The 20,080-nt window shown below is 69.0% G+C and carries 16 protein-coding genes and 1 pseudogene; 13 read left to right on the top strand and 4 right to left on the bottom strand.

Translation table 11 applies throughout. From position 1 onward, the window contains the following. Positions 1 to 95 precede the first annotated feature (95 nt). Positions 96 to 326, top strand: a pseudogene (locus tag AVS7_RS14370) (zinc ribbon domain-containing protein YjdM); the annotation flags it as partial. A 142-nt stretch (positions 327 to 468) separates the two neighbouring features. Here the strand turns inward: AVS7_RS14370 and AVS7_RS14375 are convergent. After that, a complete protein-coding gene (locus tag AVS7_RS14375) occupies positions 469 to 1,449 on the bottom strand; it encodes a porin (protein ID WP_020229112.1) in 981 nt (326 codons plus the stop codon). 326 nt (positions 1,450 to 1,775) lie between these two features. Further along, positions 1,776 to 3,383 (bottom strand): nitric oxide reductase transcriptional regulator NorR, encoded by a 1,608-nt coding sequence (gene norR / locus AVS7_RS14380; RefSeq protein WP_020229113.1) that lies wholly within the window; start codon positions 3,381 to 3,383, stop codon positions 1,776 to 1,778. Positions 3,384 to 3,532: 149 nt separating this feature from the next. Between norR and AVS7_RS14385 the strand changes: the two genes are divergently transcribed. From AVS7_RS14385 to AVS7_RS14405, 5 genes are all read left to right on the top strand, one after another. Next, positions 3,533 to 5,839, top strand: a complete 2,307-nt coding sequence (locus tag AVS7_RS14385) for a nitric-oxide reductase large subunit (protein ID WP_020229114.1) — start codon at positions 3,533 to 3,535, stop codon at positions 5,837 to 5,839. Positions 5,840 to 5,888: 49 nt separating this feature from the next. Next, a complete protein-coding gene (locus tag AVS7_RS14390) occupies positions 5,889 to 6,317 on the top strand; it encodes a hemerythrin domain-containing protein (protein ID WP_020229115.1) in 429 nt (142 codons plus the stop codon). Positions 6,318 to 6,514: 197 nt separating this feature from the next. Further along, the gene (locus AVS7_RS14395; protein WP_020229116.1) at positions 6,515 to 8,542 is read left to right on the top strand and encodes a ribonucleoside triphosphate reductase; all 2,028 of its coding nucleotides are present in this window, start codon (positions 6,515 to 6,517) and stop codon (positions 8,540 to 8,542) included. A gap of 82 nt (positions 8,543 to 8,624) precedes the next feature. After that, a complete protein-coding gene (gene nrdD / locus AVS7_RS14400) occupies positions 8,625 to 8,825 on the top strand; it encodes an anaerobic ribonucleoside-triphosphate reductase (protein ID WP_020229117.1) in 201 nt (66 codons plus the stop codon). Beyond that, the gene (locus AVS7_RS14405) at positions 8,803 to 9,483 is read left to right on the top strand and encodes an anaerobic ribonucleoside-triphosphate reductase activating protein (protein WP_034691008.1); all 681 of its coding nucleotides are present in this window, start codon (positions 8,803 to 8,805) and stop codon (positions 9,481 to 9,483) included. The genes nrdD and AVS7_RS14405 overlap by 23 nt, the downstream gene beginning before the upstream one ends. 6 nt (positions 9,484 to 9,489) lie before the next feature. Here AVS7_RS14405 and recQ read toward each other — a convergent pair whose 3' ends face one another. Continuing rightward, positions 9,490 to 11,361 (bottom strand): DNA helicase RecQ, encoded by a 1,872-nt coding sequence (gene recQ, locus AVS7_RS14410; RefSeq protein WP_020229119.1) that lies wholly within the window; start codon positions 11,359 to 11,361, stop codon positions 9,490 to 9,492. A gap of 217 nt (positions 11,362 to 11,578) precedes the next feature. Here recQ and AVS7_RS14415 point away from each other — a divergent pair, with 217 nt between their 5' ends. Genes AVS7_RS14415 through AVS7_RS14435 form a run of 5 tightly spaced genes read left to right on the top strand, consistent with a single transcriptional unit; the run spans position 11,579 to position 16,223 of the window. Then, entirely contained in the window at positions 11,579 to 12,547 is a 969-nt protein-coding gene (locus tag AVS7_RS14415; RefSeq protein ID WP_034691013.1) for a tripartite tricarboxylate transporter substrate binding protein, read from the top strand. An 8-nt stretch (positions 12,548 to 12,555) separates the two neighbouring features. Then, positions 12,556 to 13,782 carry a CaiB/BaiF CoA-transferase family protein gene (locus tag AVS7_RS14420; protein ID WP_020229121.1) on the top strand — a complete coding sequence of 409 codons (1,227 nt, stop codon included), beginning with the start codon at positions 12,556 to 12,558 and terminating at the stop codon, positions 13,780 to 13,782. After that, on the top strand, positions 13,779 to 14,165 hold the full coding sequence (locus AVS7_RS14425) for a cupin domain-containing protein (protein WP_020229122.1): 387 nt from the start codon (positions 13,779 to 13,781) through the stop codon (positions 14,163 to 14,165). Before AVS7_RS14420 ends, AVS7_RS14425 begins: the two co-directional genes overlap by 4 nt. Further along, the gene (locus AVS7_RS14430) at positions 14,162 to 15,325 is read left to right on the top strand and encodes an acyl-CoA dehydrogenase family protein (protein ID WP_020229123.1); all 1,164 of its coding nucleotides are present in this window, start codon (positions 14,162 to 14,164) and stop codon (positions 15,323 to 15,325) included. Before AVS7_RS14425 ends, AVS7_RS14430 begins: the two co-directional genes overlap by 4 nt. A gap of 25 nt (positions 15,326 to 15,350) precedes the next feature. Continuing rightward, entirely contained in the window at positions 15,351 to 16,223 is an 873-nt protein-coding gene (locus AVS7_RS14435; RefSeq protein WP_020229124.1) for a LysR family transcriptional regulator, read from the top strand. A 165-nt stretch (positions 16,224 to 16,388) separates the two neighbouring features. Here AVS7_RS14435 and AVS7_RS14440 read toward each other — a convergent pair whose 3' ends face one another. Continuing rightward, positions 16,389 to 18,362 carry a gamma-glutamyltransferase family protein gene (locus AVS7_RS14440; RefSeq protein WP_020229125.1) on the bottom strand — a complete coding sequence of 658 codons (1,974 nt, stop codon included), beginning with the start codon at positions 18,360 to 18,362 and terminating at the stop codon, positions 16,389 to 16,391. A 177-nt stretch (positions 18,363 to 18,539) separates the two neighbouring features. Here AVS7_RS14440 and AVS7_RS14445 point away from each other — a divergent pair, with 177 nt between their 5' ends. Then, complete coding sequence (locus tag AVS7_RS14445) at positions 18,540 to 19,574, top strand: homocysteine S-methyltransferase family protein (protein ID WP_020229126.1); 1,035 nt, start codon at positions 18,540 to 18,542, stop codon at positions 19,572 to 19,574. 16 nt (positions 19,575 to 19,590) lie between these two features. Then, positions 19,591 to 20,052: a BglII/BstYI family type II restriction endonuclease gene (locus AVS7_RS23870; protein ID WP_024001609.1), complete on the top strand. Its 462-nt coding sequence runs from the start codon at positions 19,591 to 19,593 to the stop codon at positions 20,050 to 20,052. The last annotated feature ends 28 nt before the right edge of the window (positions 20,053 to 20,080 follow it).

Here is a 20,080-nt window from a genome sequence, read left to right on the forward strand (position 1 = left end):
GGCGTGATCATGGCAGGGGGATGGCTCAGGTCTTGTCGATCAACGAGGGATCAGTGGGGTTTTGAGAGGTTCCCGAATGAAACACCGTTGCAGAAGAAGTGGCAGAAGACCGGCGGGTGTGGAAGGACGCCTTTGGCAACGAACTCAAGGACGGTGATTCGGTCACCGCTATCAAAGACCTCAAGGTCAGGGGCTCGTCTTCCGTGGTCAAAGTCGGAACGAAGGTCAAGAACATTCGCCTCAGTGAGGGCGACCACGACATTGACTGCAAGATCGAAGGGTTCGGGGCCATGCAATTGAAGTCGGAGTACATCAAGAAAGCCTGACCGGGGATGCTCCATGAGGGGCAAGGGGTTCAGCACCCAAGTGCACTTCGACTGTCCGTCGCACCATGAACCCCTGCCCCTCATACATCCATTGCGCTTTATGAAGCCCGCCAGCGCTGTCTAGAGGGCCGCGCCCGCCCCGTCAGAACGCGTGCGCCATCCCCACCCCGAACGCGGTGCGCGAAGGCTGGTGCTCGTAGCGCTGGTGGCCCAGGCTGGCGTAGACCGTGGTGCGCTTGGACAGCGCGTAGTCCGCGCCCAGCGAGGCGAAGTGGTGGGTGTCGTCGTTCAGGCGCTGGCGGCCGTAGCCGGCCTTGAGGGTGGTGGCGCCCAGCGCGTAGGTGGCGCCCAGGGTGGCGGCGCGGGCCTTGTCGGGCGTGTCGCCCGAGCGGCTGCGGTCGTAGGCGGCCATGAGCGCCAGCGCGCCGAAGCTGTATTTGCCGGCCAGGAACAGGTTGCGGTCGCCGCTGCCGTTGCGCTCGTGCGCGAGCATGGCGGCCACGGGGCCCTGGTCGTAGTTGAGGGAGACGGAGCGCGCGCGCCCGTCGCGGCCCGGCGCGGCGGTGCGCTCGGGCGAGGCGCTCAGGTGCAGCGTGAAGCCGGCCAGCGTGGGCGAGTCGTAGAAGACGCCGTTGGCCATGCGGCCGTATTCGGCGGTGCCGTTGTTGCTGGCGCGGTCGGTGGGCGTGAGGTAGTGCCAGAGGTGCCACGCGGGCGAGGCCACGCGGTTGAAGTTGGCCCAGGGGTCGAACTTCCAGTCCTGCGCCCACATGGCGCTCAGGGCACGGCCGGCGCGCAGGTGGCCCCAGCCGCCGCGCAGGCCCACGGTGGATTCGTCGTGCCAGAAGGGCTTGCGGCCGGCGTCTTCGGGCGCGCCGGTGTCGAGGTCGAAGCGGGTGCTCAGGCGGAAGGTGGCCTGCAGGCCGCCGCCCAGGTCTTCGGTGCCGGAGAGGGCGAGATTGCTGCGCTGGATGGTTCCGAGCTTGCTGGTTTTGTCGAAGTCGCGGAACACGCCGGCATCGAGGTAGCCGCTGATCTGGACCGAGGATTGCGCCGCGGCAGGCAGGGCGGCGGCGGCGAGGAGGGAGGCAAAACCGAGGGGCAAGCGATGGAACAGACGCATCTGTGGGGTTTCCTGTGAAGGGAAGGGATGAATGGCACCGGCCGCGCTGTGCGGCCGGCAAGGAGGGAGGGCGGGTGCCGCTGCGCAGGGGCAGCGAGGGGCGCGGAGCGCCCCGGCGGGTGCACGGCGCGAGCGGGTCGCGCGATTCCCCGAAGATGCCATCCGTTGCCAGCAGATGCCGGCAACATGCGTATTGTAGGAAGGCTGGCGGGCTTATTCCCCAAGGATACCTGGGGTATTACCCTGACTGTGGGCGCCAGCGCGCTACCAAACCGATAGCTGCCAGCGCTTGCTGCACAAGCGCTGGAACCCGATTTTGCTTGGAACTACCCCTTGAGCCCCAGGCGCCGCGCCAGCTTGTGCAGGTTGCTCGGGTCCACGTCCAGCGCCCGCGCGGCCTGGGCCCAGTTGCCCTGGTGGCGGTCCAGCGCGGCGGTGACGGCCTGGCGCTGGCAGGCGTCCACCGCGTCGCGCAGCGTGCCGTCCAGGACCGCGGACGCGGCGCCGGCGACCGGGGCGGCGGCGGGCTGCGCGGCAGGGGCGGGCGCCTCCAGCGCGTCCAGGTCGAGCAGGCCGGCCTCCAGCGTCACGATCTCGTTGCGGTCCACGCCCCGGCTGAGGGCCTTGAGCGCGGCGCGGCTGATGACGTGCTCCAGCTCGCGCACGTTGCCGGGCCAGCGGTAGCGGCGCAGCGCTCCTTGCGCGTCGGGCGACAGGCGCAGGCTGCGCAGGCCCAGGCGGGCGCGGTTGAGCTCCAGGAAGCGGCCGGCCAGCAGCAGCACGTCGTTGCCGCGCTCGCGCAGCGGCGGGATGGGCACGGGGTAGACCGACAGGCGGTGGTACAGGTCGGCGCGAAAGGCGCCGCTGGCCACCTGCTCGCGCAGGTTGCGGTTGGTGGCGGCGACCACGCGCACGTGCACGCGCCGCGGGCGGTCGGCGCCCAGGCGCTGGATCTCGCCGTTCTGCAGCGTGCGCAGCAGCTTGGCCTGCACGGACAGGGGCAGCTCGCCCACTTCGTCGAGGAACAGGGTGCCGCCCTCGGCGGCCTCGAAGCGGCCGGGCCGGTCGCTGACGGCGCCCGAGAAGGCGCCGCGCACGTGGCCGAACAGCTCGCTCTCGGCCAGCGACTCGGGCAGGGCCGCGCAGTTCACGTGCACCAGCGGCCGCGCGCGCCGGGGCGAGTGGTGGTGCAGCAGCCGCGCGAACAGCTCCTTGCCCACGCCGGTTTCGCCCAGCAGCAGCACGGGCAGCTCGGACGCGGCGACCACGCCCAGCTCGTGCAGCAGGCGCTGCAGCGCGGGGCTTTCCCCCACGATCTCCAGCTCGCCGGGGTCGCGCTGCGCCGACGCGTGGGCCGCATCGTCCCCACCCAGGCCGCCAGGCGCAGTGGCGGCCATGCGCAGGGCGCGCAGCTCCTGCTCCAGCCGCGCGACGCGCACCACGGCCTCGGCCAGCGGCACGCACTGCGCCAGGCGCTGGCGCGCGGCGGGGCCGAAGGTGCCGGTGGCCAGCGCGTCGAACGTGAGCGCGCCCCAGGGCCTCCCCTCCACATGCAGCGCCACGCCCATGCAGTCGTGCACCGGCAGGGGCTCGCCGACCAGGGTGTCGAGCAGGCCGTCGTAGGGGTCGGGCAGCTGGCTGTCGTGCTCGAAGCAAGTCACCTCGCGCCGCGCCAGGATGGCGGCCAGCCGCGGGTGCTGCGCCACGGCGAAGCGCCGGCCCAGCGCATCGCCCACCAGGCCGTTGACGGCCACGGGGCGCAGGTGCTCGTCCTCCAGCCGCAGCAGCGCCACCGCCCCGCAGCCGAACTGCGCACGCAGCAGGTCCACCAGCCGCTGCAGGCGCACGGCCTGGGGCAGCTCGCCGCCCAAGTCAGACCACAGGGCGGGCAGCACCGCCTGGGACGCCGAGGCACTGGTTTCGAAAACGGTCATTTCAACCCTTTGATGGTCTTTTGAACCCCGATTGGAGAGGGTTCATTTTACCTTCACCCGTGTAAACCCTTGATTTTGCTGCGTGCCCACGCTGGCCCGCGCCTTGCGAAATGGCCAGCGTCTCAGTGCAACAACGATGGAGGCCCTTCATGGGGAAATACGCCAAGTATTGGTACACGCTCATAGGCGTGTTGATCGTCACCTTCAGCCTATTGGGCTACTACGGTGCCGAGGTTTATCGCACGGCGCCGCCGATCCCGGGGCAGGTGCTGGTGCAGGGCCAGGACAAGCCGCTCTTCACGAAGGACAGCATCCTCGACGGCCAAACCGCCTGGCAGTCGGTGGGCGGCATGCAGCTCGGCTCCATCTGGGGCCACGGCGCCTACCAGGCGCCGGACTGGACGGCCGACTGGCTGCACCGCGAGCTGACAACCTGGCTCGCGCTGGCCGCCCAGCAGGACTACGGCCGCGCCTTTGCCGACCTGGACGCGGGCCAGCAGGCCGTGCTGAAGGCACGGCTACGCAGCGAGTACCGCACCAACACCTATGACCAGGGCAAGGACGCGGTGACGCTCACGCCGCTGCGCGCGCAGGCGATCGCCGATACGGCCAAGTACTACGACCAGCTCTTCAGCAACGACCCCGCGCTGCACAAGACGCGCGAGAGCTACGCCATGAAGGAAAACACCCTGCCCAGCGCCGAGCGGCGCGCGCAGATGGCCGGCTTCTTCTTCTGGACGGCCTGGGCCGCCGCCACCGAGCGCCCCGCCGACCTGGGCGGCAGCGGTGCCACCTATACCAACAACTGGCCGCACGAGCCGCTGGTGGGCAACGTGCCCACGGGCGAGAACCTGGTGTGGTCGATCATGAGCGTGGTGGTGATGATGGCCGGCGTGGGCTTCCTCGTGTGGGGCTGGGCCTTCCTGCGCAAGCACGACGAGCAGGACCCCACCCCGCCCGCGCACGACCCCCTGAGCCGCGTGCCGCTCACCCCCTCGCAGCGCGCGCTGGGCAAGTACCTGTTCCTGGTGGTGGCGCTGTTCACCGCGCAGGTGTTCCTGGGCGGCTTCACCGCGCACTACACCATCGAGGGCCAGACGTTCTACGGCTTCGACGTGTCGCAGTGGCTGCCCTACTCGCTGGTGCGCACCTGGCACATCCAGGCCGCGCTGTTCTGGATCGCCACCGGCTTCCTGGCCGCGGGCCTGTTCCTCGCGCCGCTGATCAACGGCGGCAAGGACCCCAAGTTCCAGAAGCTGGGCGTGGACATCCTGTTCTGGGCGCTGGTCGTCGTCTGCGTGGGCTCGTTCATCGGCAACTACCTGGCCATCGCGCAGATCATGCCGCCCGAGTGGAACTTCTGGCTGGGCCACCAGGGCTATGAATACGTGGACCTGGGGCGCCTGTGGCAGATCGGCAAGTTCGCCGGCGTGGCCTTCTGGCTGGTGCTCATGGCGCGCGGCATCTTCCCGGCGCTGCTGGCCCCCAACGGCCAGGACAAGAACCTGCTGGCGCTGCTGACCTGCTCGGTGGTCTGCATCGGCCTGTTCTACGGCGCGGGCCTGTTCTACGGCGAGCGCACGCACCTGTCGGTGATGGAGTACTGGCGCTGGTGGGTGGTCCACCTGTGGGTGGAAGGCTTCTTCGAGGTCTTCGCCACCACGGCCCTGGCCTTCATCTTCTCCACCCTGGGCCTGGTCTCGTACCGCATGGCCACGGCGGCCAGCCTGGCATCGGCATCGCTCTTCATGCTGGGCGGCGTGCCCGGCACCTTCCACCACCTGTACTTCGCCGGCACCACCACCCCCGTGATGGCCGTGGGCGCATCGTTCAGCGCGCTCGAAGTGGTGCCGCTGGTGGTGCTGGGCCACGAGGCCTGGGAACACTGGCGCCTGCAGCACAGCGCCACCTGGATGAAGAACCTGAAGTGGCCCCTGATGTGCTTCGTGGCCGTGGCCTTCTGGAACATGCTGGGCGCGGGCGTCTTCGGCTTCATGATCAACCCGCCCATCTCGCTGTACTACATCCAGGGCCTGAACACCACGCCCGTGCACGCCCACGCCGCGCTCTTCGGGGTCTATGGCTTCCTGGCCCTGGGCTTCACGCTGATGGTGCTGCGCTACGTGCGCCCCGAGCTGCAGTTCAACGAGCGCCTGATGAAGACCGGCTTCTGGTGGCTCAACGCCGGCATCGTGCTGATGATCTCCACCAGCCTGCTGCCCATCGGCCTGTTCCAGTTCCACGCCAGCGTGACGCACGGCATGTGGTACGCGCGCAGCGAGGAATTCCTGCAGCAGCCCTTCCTGGAAACGCTGCGCTGGGTGCGCACCTTCGGCGACGTGGTCTTCATCGTCGGCGCCCTGTGCGTGACCTGGCAGGTGGTGAGCGGCGTGCTCTTCGGGCCCCGCGCACCCTCCGTGCCCAAGACCGGCGCGCTGGCAGGCGCCAGCCGCTGAAAACGGCCCACGGCGTGGCGCATCGGCGCCACGCCTTCAAGGAAACGCCATGAACATCGACCGCTTCAAACACGAACACCGCGACATCCTCGACCAGATCGCGGCGCTGCGCCAGCTCACCCATGCCGGCGTGGAACACAACGCCGCCGCCATCGCGCGCGGCATCGTGGCCATGAGCTCCACCATCAAGCTCCACCTGGCCGTGGAAGACCGTCTGCTCTACCCCGCGCTGCAAGGCGGAGCGGACCCGGAACTGGCCCGCCTGGGCGAGCAGTTCCAGCGCGAGATGGGCGCCATCGCCGCCGCCTACATGGAATTCGCGCGGCACTGGAACACCCCCGAGCGCGTGCGCGCCGACGCCGAAGGCTTCCGCGCCGACGCCAACACCGTGCTGCGCCGCGTGTACGAACGCATGCAGCGCGAGAACCGCGACTTCTATCCGCGCATCGAGGCGGAAGAGGCTGCGCTCCTGTTGTGATAGCTGCCAGCGCTTGATGGACAAGCGCTGCAACCCGAAATAGCTTCCATCGGCAAGGCCATAGGGGCACCTTGCTTTTCAGCCGGCTTCGTGCCGGCTTTTTTTTGGCCCGGCGGCCCCGGGGTTTGTGCCCGATCAAACTACCTATAGTGTCTGATGGGTATTGTGAACGCTATATGTAGTGTTCTGGAGCTTCCATGGTCCATCCCTCCACCCCTCTGGCCACCCTGCCGCGCGACGTGATCCAGCGCGACGGCACCCGCGCCGCGTTCGACGCCCACCGCATCCAGTCCGCCATCGCCCGCGCGGGCGCCGCCACCGGCGAATTCGGCGAGGACGAGGCGCGGCTGCTCACCGCCCAGGCCACCAAGGTGCTGATCCACCGCTTCCGCGGCGAGGCGCCGGCCATCGAGCAGGTCCAGGACGTGGTGGAGCAGACGCTGATCGCCGCCAACCACCTGCAGACCGCGCGCGCCTACATGGCCTACCGCCAGCGCCACGCCACGCTTCGCGCCGACCGGCAGACGCTGGTGCACGTGGAAAGCTCCATCAACGAATACCTCACGCGCGCCGACTGGCGCGTGAACGCCAACGCCAACCAGGGCTACTCGCTCGGCGGGCTGATCCTCAACGTGGCCGGCAAGGTCACGGCCAACTACTGGCTCTCGCACGTCTACGCGCCCGAGATCGGCGAGGCGCACCGCAACGGCGACATCCACATCCACGACCTCGACATGCTCAGCGGCTACTGCGCCGGCTGGTCGCTGCGCACGCTGCTGCACGAGGGGCTGAACGGCGTGCCCGGCAAGGTCGAGGCGGGGCCGCCCAAGCACATGAGCTCCGCCGTGGGGCAGATCGTGAACTTCCTCGGCACGCTGCAGAACGAATGGGCCGGCGCGCAGGCGTTCTCCTCGTTCGACACCTATATGGCGCCCTTCGTGCGCAAGGACGGCATGGACTACGCCGCCGTGCGCCAGTGCATCCAGGAGCTGGTGTACAACCTCAACGTGCCCTCGCGCTGGGGCACGCAGACGCCGTTCACCAACCTCACCTTCGACTGGACCTGCCCCGAGGACCTGCGCGAGCAGGTGCCGGTGATCGGCGGCGTGGAGATGCCCTTCAGCTACGGCGAGCTGCAGGCCGAGATGGATCTCATCAACCGTGCCTACATCGACGTGATGACCACGGGCGACGCCAAGGGCCGCGTGTTCACCTTCCCCATCCCCACATACAACATCACGCCCGACTTCCCGTGGGAGAGCGAGAACGCCGCCGCGCTGTTCGACATGACGGCCAAGTACGGCCTGCCGTACTTCCAGAACTTCATCAACTCGGAGCTTTCGCCGAACATGGTGCGCTCCATGTGCTGCCGGCTGCAGCTCGACCTGCGCGAGCTGCTCAAGCGCGGCAACGGCCTGTTCGGCAGCGCGGAGCAGACGGGCAGCCTGGGCGTGGTCACCGTGAACTGCGCACGGCTGGGCTATCTGCACGCGGGCGACGAGGCGGGCCTGTTCGCCGCCCTGGACCGCCTGCTCGAACTCGGCAAGCAGAGCCTGGAAGTCAAGCGCAAGCTGATCCAGCGCCTCATGGATCAGGGCCTGTTCCCGTACACCAAGCGCTACCTGGGCACGCTGCGCAACCACTTCTCCACGCTGGGCGTGAACGGCATCAACGAGATGATCCGCAACTTCACGCACGACGCGCACGACATCACCGGCGAATGGGGCCATGCCTTCGCCGTGCGCCTGCTGGACCATGTGCGCGAGCGCATGACGGCCTTCCAGGAGGAAACCGGCCACCTCTACAACCTGGAGGCCACGCCGGCCGAGGGCACGACCTACCGCTTTGCCAAGGAAGACAGGAGGCGCTGGCCCGCCATCCTGCAGGCCGGCACGGCGGAGCAGCCTTACTACACGAATTCGTCGCAACTGCCCGTGGGCTACACCAGCGACCCGTTCGACGCGCTGCAGCGCCAGGAGGCGCTGCAGGGCAAGTACACCGGCGGCACCGTGCTGCACCTGTACATGGGCGAGCGCATCTCCAGCGGCGCGGCCTGCCGCGAGCTGGTCAAGCGCGCGCTGACGAACTTCCGCCTGCCCTACATCACCGTCACGCCGACGTTCTCCATCTGCCCCACGCACGGCTACCTGGCGGGCGAGCACCAGTTCTGCCCCACGTGCGATGCGGAGCGCCTGGAGGCCAAGCGCCGGCGCCTCACGGCTTGAAGCCGAATCGGCCTCCAGCGCTTATCCATCAAGCGCAAGCAGCTATCAAAACCGAAGTATCCCAACCCTGAAGGAGTCCACCATGAGCCATTTCTCCACCACCGAGCAAGCCGCCCTGGCCGCCGTGCAGCTCACCGACGAAGAGCGCCAGCCCTGCGAGGTCTGGACCCGCGTCATGGGCTACCACCGCCCCGTGGCCAGCTTCAACACCGGCAAGCAGGGCGAGCACAACGAGCGCCGCTTCTTCGCCGAGCCTCACCGTGCCTGCAGCTACCACTGCTGAGGCCTTGCGCATCGGCGGCCTGACGCCGCTCACCACCATCGACTTTCCCGGCAGGCTGGCGGCCGTGGTCTTCTGCCAGGGCTGCCCCTGGCGCTGCGGCTATTGCCACAACACGGAGCTGCTCGACGCCGGCGCGCCCACGGCCCACACCTGGGCCGGCGTGGAGCGCCTGCTGCACGCGCGGCGCGGCCTGCTCGACGGCGTGGTGTTCTCGGGCGGCGAGCCCACGCTGCAGGCCGCCCTTCCCGATGCGCTAGCGCGCGTGCGCGCCCTGGGCTTCGCCACCGGCCTGCACACGGCCGGCATGTACCCCGAGCGGCTCGCGGCCCTGCTGCCGCTACTCGACTGGGTGGGGCTGGACATCAAGGCCCCGCTGCTCCGCTACGACGCGATCACGCGCACGCCGGGCAGCGGCGCGAAGGCGTGGGAGTCGCTGCGCCATGTGCTCGTCAGCGGCGTGGCCTATGAATGCCGCACCACCTGGAACACGGGGCTTTACGGGGAGGACGACCTGCTGGCCCTTGCCGGCGCCCTGGCAGCCGAAGGCGTGCGGCACTGGGCACTGCAGGAGTGCCGCACGCAGGGCGCGCCCGCCTGGGCCGCGCCGCGGCGCATCGCGCAGCATTGGCCCGGCACGCTCACCGTGCGCCGCGCCTGAGCGCCGCTACTGGCGGCACACCCGAAGCACGTCCTCGCCATAGGCTTCGAGCTTCTTCACCCCCATGCCGCTGATGCCCTGCAGGTCGTCGAGCGTGGCGGGGCTGCGCTCGGCGATGGCCGCGAGCGTGGCGTCGTGGAAGATCACGTAGGCCGGCAGGTTGTGCTCGCGCGCCACCTCGGCGCGCCATGCCTTGAGGTTGATGAAGCGCACCTGCGCGTCCTGCCCCAGGTTGGCGGCGGCCACGGGCGGGGTGGCGGCGCGGCGCGTGCGCTTGGACTTCGGTGCAGCCTGGGCCGTGGCCTCGCGCAGCTGCACGGTCTGCTCGCCGCGCAGCACGGGGCGCGAGCCGTCGGTGAGCACCAGCGTGTCGAAGCTGTGGCCGCTCTCCAGCATCACCTTGTGCAGGCCCACGGCGCCAGTGGCGAGCAGCTGGCGCAGCACGCCGCGCAGCTGCGCCTCGGTGTAGTCCTTGCCCACGCCGAAGGTGGAGAGCTTGTCGTGGCCGAACTGCCTGACCTTGTCCGTGTCCTTGCCGCGCACGATGTCCATGATGTGCCCGGTGCCGAAGCTGATGCCGCTGGCCTGGTGCACGCGGTAGATGGTCGACAGGAGCTTCCTCGCCGCGTCCGTGCCGTCCCACACCGCGGGGGGTTGAAGGCAGTTGTCGCAGTTGCCGCAAGGCTCGGACTGCTCGCCGAAGTACGCCAGCAGCCGCACGCGGCGGCAGTCGGTGGCCTCGGCCAGGGCCAGCAGCGCGTCGAGCTTGCCGCGCAGCACGGCCTTGAATTCCTCGGCCGCGTCGCCGTCGTCGATCATGCGGCGCTGGTTCACCACGTCCTGCAAGCCGTAGGCCATCCAGGCGTCGGCGGGCAGGCCGTCGCGGCCGGCGCGGCCGGTCTCCTGGTAGTAGCCCTCGATGTTCTTGGGCATGTCCACGTGGGCGACGAAGCGCACGTCGGGCTTGTCGATGCCCATGCCGAAGGCGATGGTGGCCACCATGACGATGCCGTCCTCGCGCAGGAAGCGGTCCTGGTGCGCCTGGCGCATCTCCGCCGGCAGGCCCGCGTGGTAGGGCAGCGCGTTGATGCCGCCGTCCTGCAGCGCCTGGGCCATTTCCTCGACGCGCTTGCGCGACTGGCAATAGACCACGCCGGCATCGCCCAGGTGCTCGCGGTCGATGAAGCGCATGAGCTGCGTGAGCGGCTCCTTCTTCTCCTCGATGCGGTAGCGGATGTTGGGCCGGTCGAAGCTGCTAACGAACTGGCGCGCGTCCTGCAGCCGCAGCCCCTCGACGATGTCGGCGCGCGTGAGCGCGTCGGCCGTAGCGGTGAGCGCGATACGGGGCACGCTGGCGTAGCGCTCGTGCAGGATGGAGAGCTGCCGGTATTCGGGGCGGAAGTCGTGGCCCCACTGGCTCACGCAGTGCGCCTCGTCGATGGCGAAGAGCGAGAGCTGCCCGCGCTCGTGCAGGCCGTCGAGCAGGCCCAAGAAGCGCTCGGTCGTCACGCGCTCGGGCGCTGCGTAGAGCAGCGTGATCTCGCCGCGCGCCATGCGCCGCTCCACGTCGAGCGTCTGCTGCCAGTCGAGCGTGGAGTTGAGGAAGGCCGCCTCCACCCCCGCCTCGTGCAGCGCGCCCACCTGGTCGTGCATGAGCGCGATGAGCGGCGAGACGACCACCGTGACGCCCTGCCCCGCATCGCGCCGCACGATGGCCGGCACCTGGTAGCACAGCGACTTGCCGCCGCCCGTGGGCATGAGCACCAGCGCGTCGCCGCCGGCGATCACGTGTTCGACGATGGATTCCTGCGGGCCACGGAACTGCTCGTAGCCGAAGACGTCGTGCAGGACGAAGTGGGCGGGGGATGCGGGAGACACTCTTGTTTTAATAGCTGCTTGCGCTTGCCCTGCAAGCGCCGGAGGCCGATTTGGCTTGAAACCTGTAGCGAAGGCACGCACGCGCGCGAAGCGCCTATTGTGCGCGCGCCCAACCATTCGCAAAGCGAATCGATCGGTCCGCCGATTGAATTGGACTTGAATCGCCGCGATGGCCACCATGGGCGCGCATTCCCACACCGATACAGGAGACACGCCCATGAAGACCATCCTGCGCGCCACGCTCGCCGCGTGCGCCCTCGCCGCCGGCGCCTCGGCGGCACTGGCACAGCAGCCCTACCCCAGCGGCCCCGTCACCCTCGTCGTGCCGTTCGCGGCCGGCAGCGGCACCGATTCGGTGGCACGCGCCGTGGCCTCGGGGCTGGCCGCGCGGCTCAAGCAGCCGGTGATCGTGGACAACAAACCAGGCGCTAACGCCCAGGTGGCCGCGCAGGCCGTCTCCAAGGCCAGGGCCGACGGCTACACGCTGTTCATGACCACGAACACCTCGCATTCGGCCAACCCCTGGCTGGTCAAGCACCTCAAGTACGACCCGATCAAGGACTTCACGCCCGTGGCGCGCGTGGGCGAGCTGCCCTTCGCGCTGGCGGTGAACCCAGCCCTGCCCGCCAAGACGCTGGCCGAGCTGCTGGACTACGCGCGCGCCAATCCCGGCAAGCTGAGCTACGCCACGCCCAACAGCACCTCGCTGGTGGCGATGGAGAGCATCAAGCACATCGCGAAGGTGGACATCGTCGGCATTCCGTACAAGTCCAGCCCGCAGGCCATGACCGACCTCGTGGGCGGGCAGGTGCAGGTCTACGTGGCCGACCTGGGCTCGGGCATGGGCATGATCAAGACCGACAAGGTGCGCACGCTGGGCATCACCACGGCCGAGCCTACGCCGCTGCTGGCGGGCGTGCCGCCCATCGGCCAGACGGTGAAGGGGTTCGACCTGACCTCGTGGAACGGCATCTTCGGCCCCGCGGGCCTGCCGCCGGCCGTGGTGCAGCGCCTGAACACCGAGCTGCAGGCCGTGCTGGCGGACAAGGACCTGCAGGACAAGCTGGCGCAGATCGGCTTCCAGGTGTGGCCGAGCAAGACGCCCGAAGAGTTTGCGCAGTACGTGGCGCAGCAACTCACCCACTGGCGCACGCTGATCCAGCAGGCCGGCATCCAACCCGAGTGACGACCGCCATGACCACTCCCGCTGCCGGCCCGCTCGCAGGCGTGCGCGTGCTCGACCTGACCACTGTCATCCTCGGTCCTTTCGCCACGCAGATCCTCGCGCAGCTCGGTGCCGAGGTCATCAAGGTGGAAACGCCCGAGGGCGACAACATGCGCCACGTGGGCCCCATGCGCCACGCGGGCATGGGCCACATCTTCCTGCACGCCAACGCGGGCAAGCAAAGCATCGTGCTCGACCTGAAGCACCCCGAGGGGCGCGAGGCGGCGCTCAAATTGGCCGAAAGCTGCGACGTGCTCATCAGCAACGTGCGCCCGCAGGCCATGCAGCGGCTGGGGCTGGACTACGAGGCCGTGTGCGCGCGCAGCCCGCGCATCATCCACGTGAGCTGCTGCGGCTTCGACCAGGACGGCCCCGACGCCGCGCGCCCCGCCTACGACGACCTGATCCAGGGCGCCACCGGCATCCCCTGGCTGATGCAGCAGTACGGCGCGCCCGAGCCCGCCTACGCGCCGACCACGCTGTCCGACCGCGTGACCGGCCTGCACGCCGTGTACGCGGTGACGGCCGCGCTCTACGCCCGCGAGAAGACGGGCCAGGGCCAGGCCATCGTGGTGCCCATGTTCGAGGCCATGGCGCAGTTCGTGCTGGGCGACCACATGGCGGGCCTCACGTTCGAGCCGCCGCTGGGCGACCCCGGCTACGCGCGCCTGCTCACCACGCACCGCAAGCCCTACGCCACGGCGGATGGAATGCTTTGCGTGCTGATCTACAACGACAAGCACTGGCGCAGCTTCTTCGCCGCCATCGGCGAGAGCGAGGGCCTGGCGCGCGACCCGCGCTTCATCACGCACAGCGCGCGCGCCGCGAACATCGACGCGGTGTACGCCGAGGTAGCACGCATCCTGCGCACGCGCACCACGGCCGAGTGGCAGGCGCTGCTGGAGGCGGCCGACGTGCCCAACATGCCGATGAATTCGCCCGCCGACCTGCTGGTGAATCCACAGTTGCGCGCCACCGGCTTCGTGAGCGACGTGCAACACCCCACCGAAGGCCCGATGCACGCGCTGGCCCACCCCACGCGCTGGAGCGCAACTCCGCCCGCGCGCGAAGCGGCGCACGCGCCGCGCCTGGGCGAGCACACGCGCGCGCTGCTGGCGCAAGCCGGCTATTCCCCCGAACGGATCGACGCGCTGCTGGCCCAGGGGGCCTGCCGCGCCGCTGGAGAACCCGCATGACCACCCCATCCCGCTACCTGGTGCGCGCCGCCAACGTGCCCAGCTACCAGCCCGCCAACCACCACCACACCTTCAACCAGCGCCTGATCGGCCCCGAAACCGTGGGCGCGCAGCAGATGGAAGTGCTGCTGGGCACGCTGCACAAGGGCGGCGGCGCGCTGCCGCACGCCCACCCCGGCATCGAGCAGGCGTGCTACCTGCTCGAGGGCACGGCCCGCGCCGAGGTCGATGGCGAAGCCTTCGACATGGTGCCCGGCGACATGTGCTTCTTCCCCGCCGACCGCATGCACGTCTTCACCGTAACCAGCGACACGCCCGTGAAGCTGCTCGTCATCTACAGCCCGCCCTACGGCGAATCCCCCGACAAGGTCATCCGGCCATGAACTTCGCACACACCCCCGAGCAGGAACAGATCAAGGCCGCCATCGAGCGCGTCTGCGCACCCTTCGACGCCGACTACTGGCACGCCCGCGACGACGACGGCGCCTTCCCCGAGGACTTCTACCGCGCCCTGGCCGACGCCGGCTGGCTGGGCATCGCCATGCCCGAGGAATACGGCGGCGCGGGCCTCGGCATCACCGAAGCCGCGCTGATGATGCACACCATCTCCGCCTCCGGCGCGGGGCTGTCGGGCGCGTCCGCCGTGCACATGAACATCTTCGGCCTGCACCCGGTGGTGGTGCATGGCTCGCAGGAGCAGAAGGCGCGCATGCTGCCGCCCTTGATCGCCGGCAGGGACAAGGCCTGCTTCGGCGTCACCGAGCCGAACACCGGGCTCAACACCCTCAAGCTCAAGACCCGCGCAGTGCGCGAGGGCGACCACTACGTGGTGCACGGCCAGAAGGTCTTCATCTCCACCGCCCAGCAGGCCAGCAAGATCCTGCTGCTGGCGCGCACCAAGCCCGTGGAGGAGTGCAGGGGCACCGAAGGCCTGTCGCTGTTCTACACCGACTTCGACCGCAGCAAGATCGAGGTGCACGAGATTCCGAAGATGGGCCGCAAGTGCGTCGACACCAACCAGCTCTTCATCGACGGCCTGCGCATCCCCGTGGAAGACCGCATCGGCGAGGAGAACAAGGGCTTCGAATACATCCTGCACGGCATGAACCCTGAGCGCATCCTGATCGCCTGCGAAGCCATCGGCCTGGGCCGCGCGGCGCTGGCGCGCGGCGCCCAGTACGCCGGCGAGCGCGAGGTGTTCGGCCGCCCCATCGGCAAGAACCAGGGCATTCAGCACCCGCTGGCCGAGCGCTGGATGGAACTGGAGGCCGCCTACCTGATGGCTATGAAAGCCGCCTGGCTCTACGACCAGCACCAGCCCTGCGGCGCCGAGGCCAACGCGGCCAAGTTCCTGGGCGCGGAGGCCGGCTTTCGCGCCTGCGAGACGGCCATCTTCACGCACGGCGGCATGGGCTACGCGAAGGAGTTCCACGTCGAGCGCTACATGCGCGAGAGCTGGATCCCGCGCCTGGCGCCGGTGAGCCCGCAGCTCATCCTGTGCTTCATCGCCGAAAAAGTCCTGGGTCTCCCCAAGTCGTACTGAGCCGCGCGCGGGGCATGATGACCCCATGAAACTCCACCTGCTGCGCTACTTCGCCGTGCTGGCCGAGGAGCTGCACTTCGGCCGCGCGGCCGAGCGCCTGTCCATCACCCAACCGCCGCTCAGCTCGGGCATCAAGGCACTGGAGGACGAACTGGGCGTGAAGCTGTTCGAGCGCACCAGCAAGCACGTGGCCCTGACGCCCGCGGGCCATGCCTACCTGGCCGAGGTGCACATGGTGCTCGACCGCGTGGCGCGCGCGGGCGAGACGGCGCGCGCCGTGGCCGCGGGACTGCGCGGGCGGCTGGAGATCGGTTTCACGGGCTCCATGGTCTACCGCGACATGCCGCGCATCGTGCGCGCCTTCGGGCAGCAGGCGCCGGGCATCGAGGTGCGCCTGTGCGAGATGTCCTCCAGCGAGCAGATCGAGGCGCTGCTGCGCCGCCAGCTCCATGCGGGCTTCGTCAACCTGGGCGCCGTGCCGCCGCGGCTGGCCAGCCTTCCGCTGGCGGCGGACTACCTGGTGTGCTGCCTGCCCGAGGGACACGCGCTGGCGCACGCCCCGTCCGTGGCGCTGCGCGCGCTGGCGCAGGAGAGCTTCGTGATGTTCGCGCGCGACGTGGCGCCGGCCAACCACGACAACGTGATCGCGCTCTTCCACCGCGCGGGCATCCACCCGCACACGCGCCACGCGGCGCGCCAGTGGCTCACGGTGGTGTCGCTGGTGGCGCTGGGCATGGGCGTGGCGCTGGTGCCCGCATCGCTCGCCCAGGCGGGCGTGCAGGGCGTGCGCTTCGTGCCCATCGCCGGGCTGCGCCATCCCACGGTGGGGGTGCTGGCCTGGCACGAGGAGGCGGATGCGCCCGCGCTGCAGGCCTTCCTGGAGGTGGCCCGCAGATGAGATGACATCCCCCTGAGGCGCTGCGCGCCTTCCCCCTTCTCTCACCCTGCGCATGGGAAGGGGAACGCCGCCCGTGCGGCGGGGCGGCCCTTGCACGGCGGCCCCCGCCTGGGCCGCGCCAGTTTCACTGGCTGCGTTGACGCGCAAGAGCTATGGATGCTCGCCCTACAGCGCCCCGTCGCCCAGCACGATCCCCTCGCGCCGCGGGTCCACGCCGCCTTCGAGCTTGACGGCGCCGCCCTTGTTCACGCGCATGATGGTCGAGATGCCGCTCGACTGCGCGCTGGTGGACACCGTGTGCCCCTTGGCCTCCAGCCCCGCCTTCAGGCCGGAAAGATCCTGCGTGGTGTTGGAGCCGTCCACGTTGGTGGTGCGGCTGTTGCTGGCGCCGAAGTCGTTGAGCGACGTGGCCTGCTGCGCGTCCAGCCCCCAGTCCAGCGCACCCACGACGGTCTTGAGCACGTACTGGATGATGGCACCGCCGCCGGGCGAGCCCGTGGCCATGAGGAAGTCGCCCGGCTGCGTGCCCTTGAACACCAGCGTGGGCGCCATGGTGCTGCGCGGGCGCTTGTTGCCTTCCACGCGGTTGGCCACGGGGTTGCCCGCGCTGTCCTGCGGCTGGGCGGAGAAGTCCGTGAGCTGGTTGGTGAGCAGGAAGCCGCCGACCATGTGGAACGAGCCCATGCTGGACTCCACCGTGGTGGTCATGGAGGCCACGTTGCCGTACGCATCGACGATGGAGTAGTGCGTGGTGCCGTATTCCTGCGTGCGGTCCACGGCGTAGCTGGCGCTGGCGCCGCCGAACACGCCGGCCTCGGCCACGCCCATGCTCTGGTCGGGGTTGATCAGCGCGGCGCGGGCCTTCAGGTAGTTCTTGTCGAGCATCGAGGCCGCGCCCTGGGCCGGCAGCGGCACGAAGTCGGTGTCAGCCACGTACTTGTCGCGGTCGGCATAGGCCAGGCGCTCGGCCTCGGTGACCAGGTGCACGCCCATCACGCTGGGAATGCCGCCCTCGTTTTCCGGGGAAGCAGGCTTGTGCGCCGCGAGGTCGAAGTTCTCCAGGATGCCCAGCGCCTGCACGATGGCGATGCCGCCCGACGACGGGGGCGACATGGAGCACACGTAGTACGCATTGCGGTAGGTGGTGCACACCGGCTCGCGCTTCTTGGCCTGGTAGCCCGCGAGGTCTTCCACCGTCATGAGGCTGGGCGTGATGGGCGTGCGCGCCGCGTCGTCGCCCACCGACTGGCGGGCCTTGGCGACGATGGCCTCGGCGATCGGGCCCTTGTGCAGCGCATCGGCGCCGCCGTCAGCCAGCGCCTTGAGGGTGACCGCATACGGCGCGTTGGTCATGATGGACAGGGCCGCGCGCGGCGTGCCGTCCGCGTTGAAATAGGTCTGCACGGCGTTGGCGTCCAGCGCCAGGCTGGAGGCGTTGCTGGCGATGGCGCTGGCCAGCCGCTGCGGCACGCGGAAGCCGTCGTTGGCCAAGCGGATGCCTTCGCCGAAGAGCTGGTTCCACTTGAGCTTGCCGTGCTCGCCGTGCGCCATCTCGAGCATGCGCATCACGCCGGGCACGCCGATGGAGCGGCCGCTGCGCCGCGCGCTGGGCACGGGCGCGGGGGAGTTCTCGTCGGCCTGGTCCTGGCGCGCGAGGTAGTAGCCGTTGGCGGCGGCGGGCGCCGTCTCGCGGCCGTCGTAGGCGGTGACCTGCTTCGTCGCCGCGTCGTAGTACATCATGAACGCGCTGCCCGCGATGGTGCTGGACTGCGGTTCCACCAGCCCCAGCACGGCCTGCACCGCCACGGCCGCGTCGGCCGCCGTGCCGCCGGCCTTGAGGATCTCGCACCCCGCCTTGGTGGCCAGCGGCGTGTTGGCCACCACCATGTACTTGCTGGAGTATTTGGCCTTGTAGCCCAGGCGGTAGCCCGATGCGGCCTCGGGCGCCGCCGGGTCGCCCGGCACGCCCGAGCCCACGATGATGGGCTGGCCGCTGCTGGAGACCACCGAGCAGCTGTCGGCGTTGTTGTCCACCGCCAGCCCGTCGCCGGGACCGGAGGAATCGTCGGAGCTGCCGCACCCTGCCAGTGCGAGCGCCAGGGCCAGCGGTGCCGCCGGCCAGAGCTTCTGATACGCCATGGTTGTCTCCTGTTGTCGTGGGGTTGTTGCAAAGGTGCCGGACCGTTGCGGGCCGGCTGCCCACTCTATCGGGCACACCCTGCTACACCACGTTTTGTTATGTAACCGCAGATGGGCGCGCGGCCTTTGCGCCCGGAACTCGCGCTGCGCCTGGCAGGTTCCTACAATGTCGGCCCCATGACCCTGCCTCGCTATACCCGCGCCCAGCAACTGCCCGCCATCCTCGGGCAACGCATCTGCATCCTTGACGGCGCCATGGGCACCATGATCCAGCGCTTCAAGCTGACCGAGGCGCAGTACCGCGGCGAGCGCTTCAAGGACTTCCCGCGCGACGTGAAGGGCAACAACGAGCTGCTGTCGCTCACGCGGCCCGACGTGATCAGCGACATCCACGAGGGCTACCTGGCCGCGGGCGCCGACCTGATCGAGACCAACACCTTCGGCGCCACCACGATCGCGCAGGACGACTATCACATGGCCGACCTGGCCTATGAGATGAACCTGGAGAGTGCCAAGCTGGCGCGCGCCGCGTGCGACAAATTCAGCACGCCCCATAAACCCCGCTTCGTTGCCGGCGCCCTCGGCCCCACGCCCAAGACGGCCAGCATCAGCCCCGACGTGAACGACCCCGGCGCGCGCAACGTGACCTTCGAGCAATTGCGCGCGGCCTATCTGGAGCAGACGCTCGCGCTCATCGAGGGCGGGGCCGACGTGATCCTGGTCGAGACCATCTTCGACACGCTCAACGCCAAGGCGGCCCTGTTCGCCGTAGACGAGGCCTTCGAGCAGACCGGCGAATGCCTGCCCATCATGATCAGCGGCACCGTGACCGACGCCTCGGGCCGCATCCTGAGCGGCCAGACCGTGACCGCCTTCTGGCACAGCGTGCGCCATGCCAATCCGCTCTCCATCGGCCTGAACTGCGCGCTGGGCGCGGCGCTGATGCGCCCCTACGTGCAGGAGCTGAACCGCGCCGCGCCCGAGACCTTCATCAGCTGCTACCCCAACGCCGGCCTGCCCAACCCGATGAGCGACACCGGCTTCGATGAGACGCCGGAGGTCACGAGCCGCCTGGTGCACGAGTTCGCCGCCGAGGGGCTGGTCAACATCGTCGGCGGCTGCTGCGGCACCACGCCCGACCACATCGGCGCCATCGCGCGGGCAGTGGCGCCGGTGGGGGCGCGCAAGCTGTTTCAGCTCGAAGCGGCCTGAGCGAGGCATTAACTCAATGTTCGAAACCCGCACTTTTGACGACCCCATCGTGCTTGATCCGGCCATTCGGATGCGATGGGCTTTTCTCGAAACCAGTTCCGCCGCAGCCGTTCTGCGATCAGTCTGTCCACAGGAGTGGGCGGACATCACGGCTGTACTTGCCTCGTTCGTGCTTGATCCATCCCGATGGCTCAAGAAAGGAGGCAACCGTGGTGACATCGCCAAGGAAATTGATGGCATGTTCGCTGTACGCGGCTGGAGAGAAACCCGTGTGGATCTGGTAACGCAAGGCGTGCTCTTATCGAAGAATCTTGAAGTCCTTGAGCGCCTGCCGCCCGTTGAGCAGGAGGGCTACCTAGTTGACAACTTCAAGGGCCGGGTTGCGCTGGATGTCGAATGGAACGCCAAGGATGGCAATCTCGACCGGGATCTGTGGGCGTGTCCGAATTTTTGTGTAAACGGGTCGGACTTCAATTGACGGAGATGCGGTCTCCGAACTGAATGGT

Source organism: Acidovorax sp. MR-S7, from assembly GCF_000400995.2.
In the GTDB taxonomy this organism is placed as follows: Bacteria; Pseudomonadota; Gammaproteobacteria; order Burkholderiales; family Burkholderiaceae_C; genus MR-S7.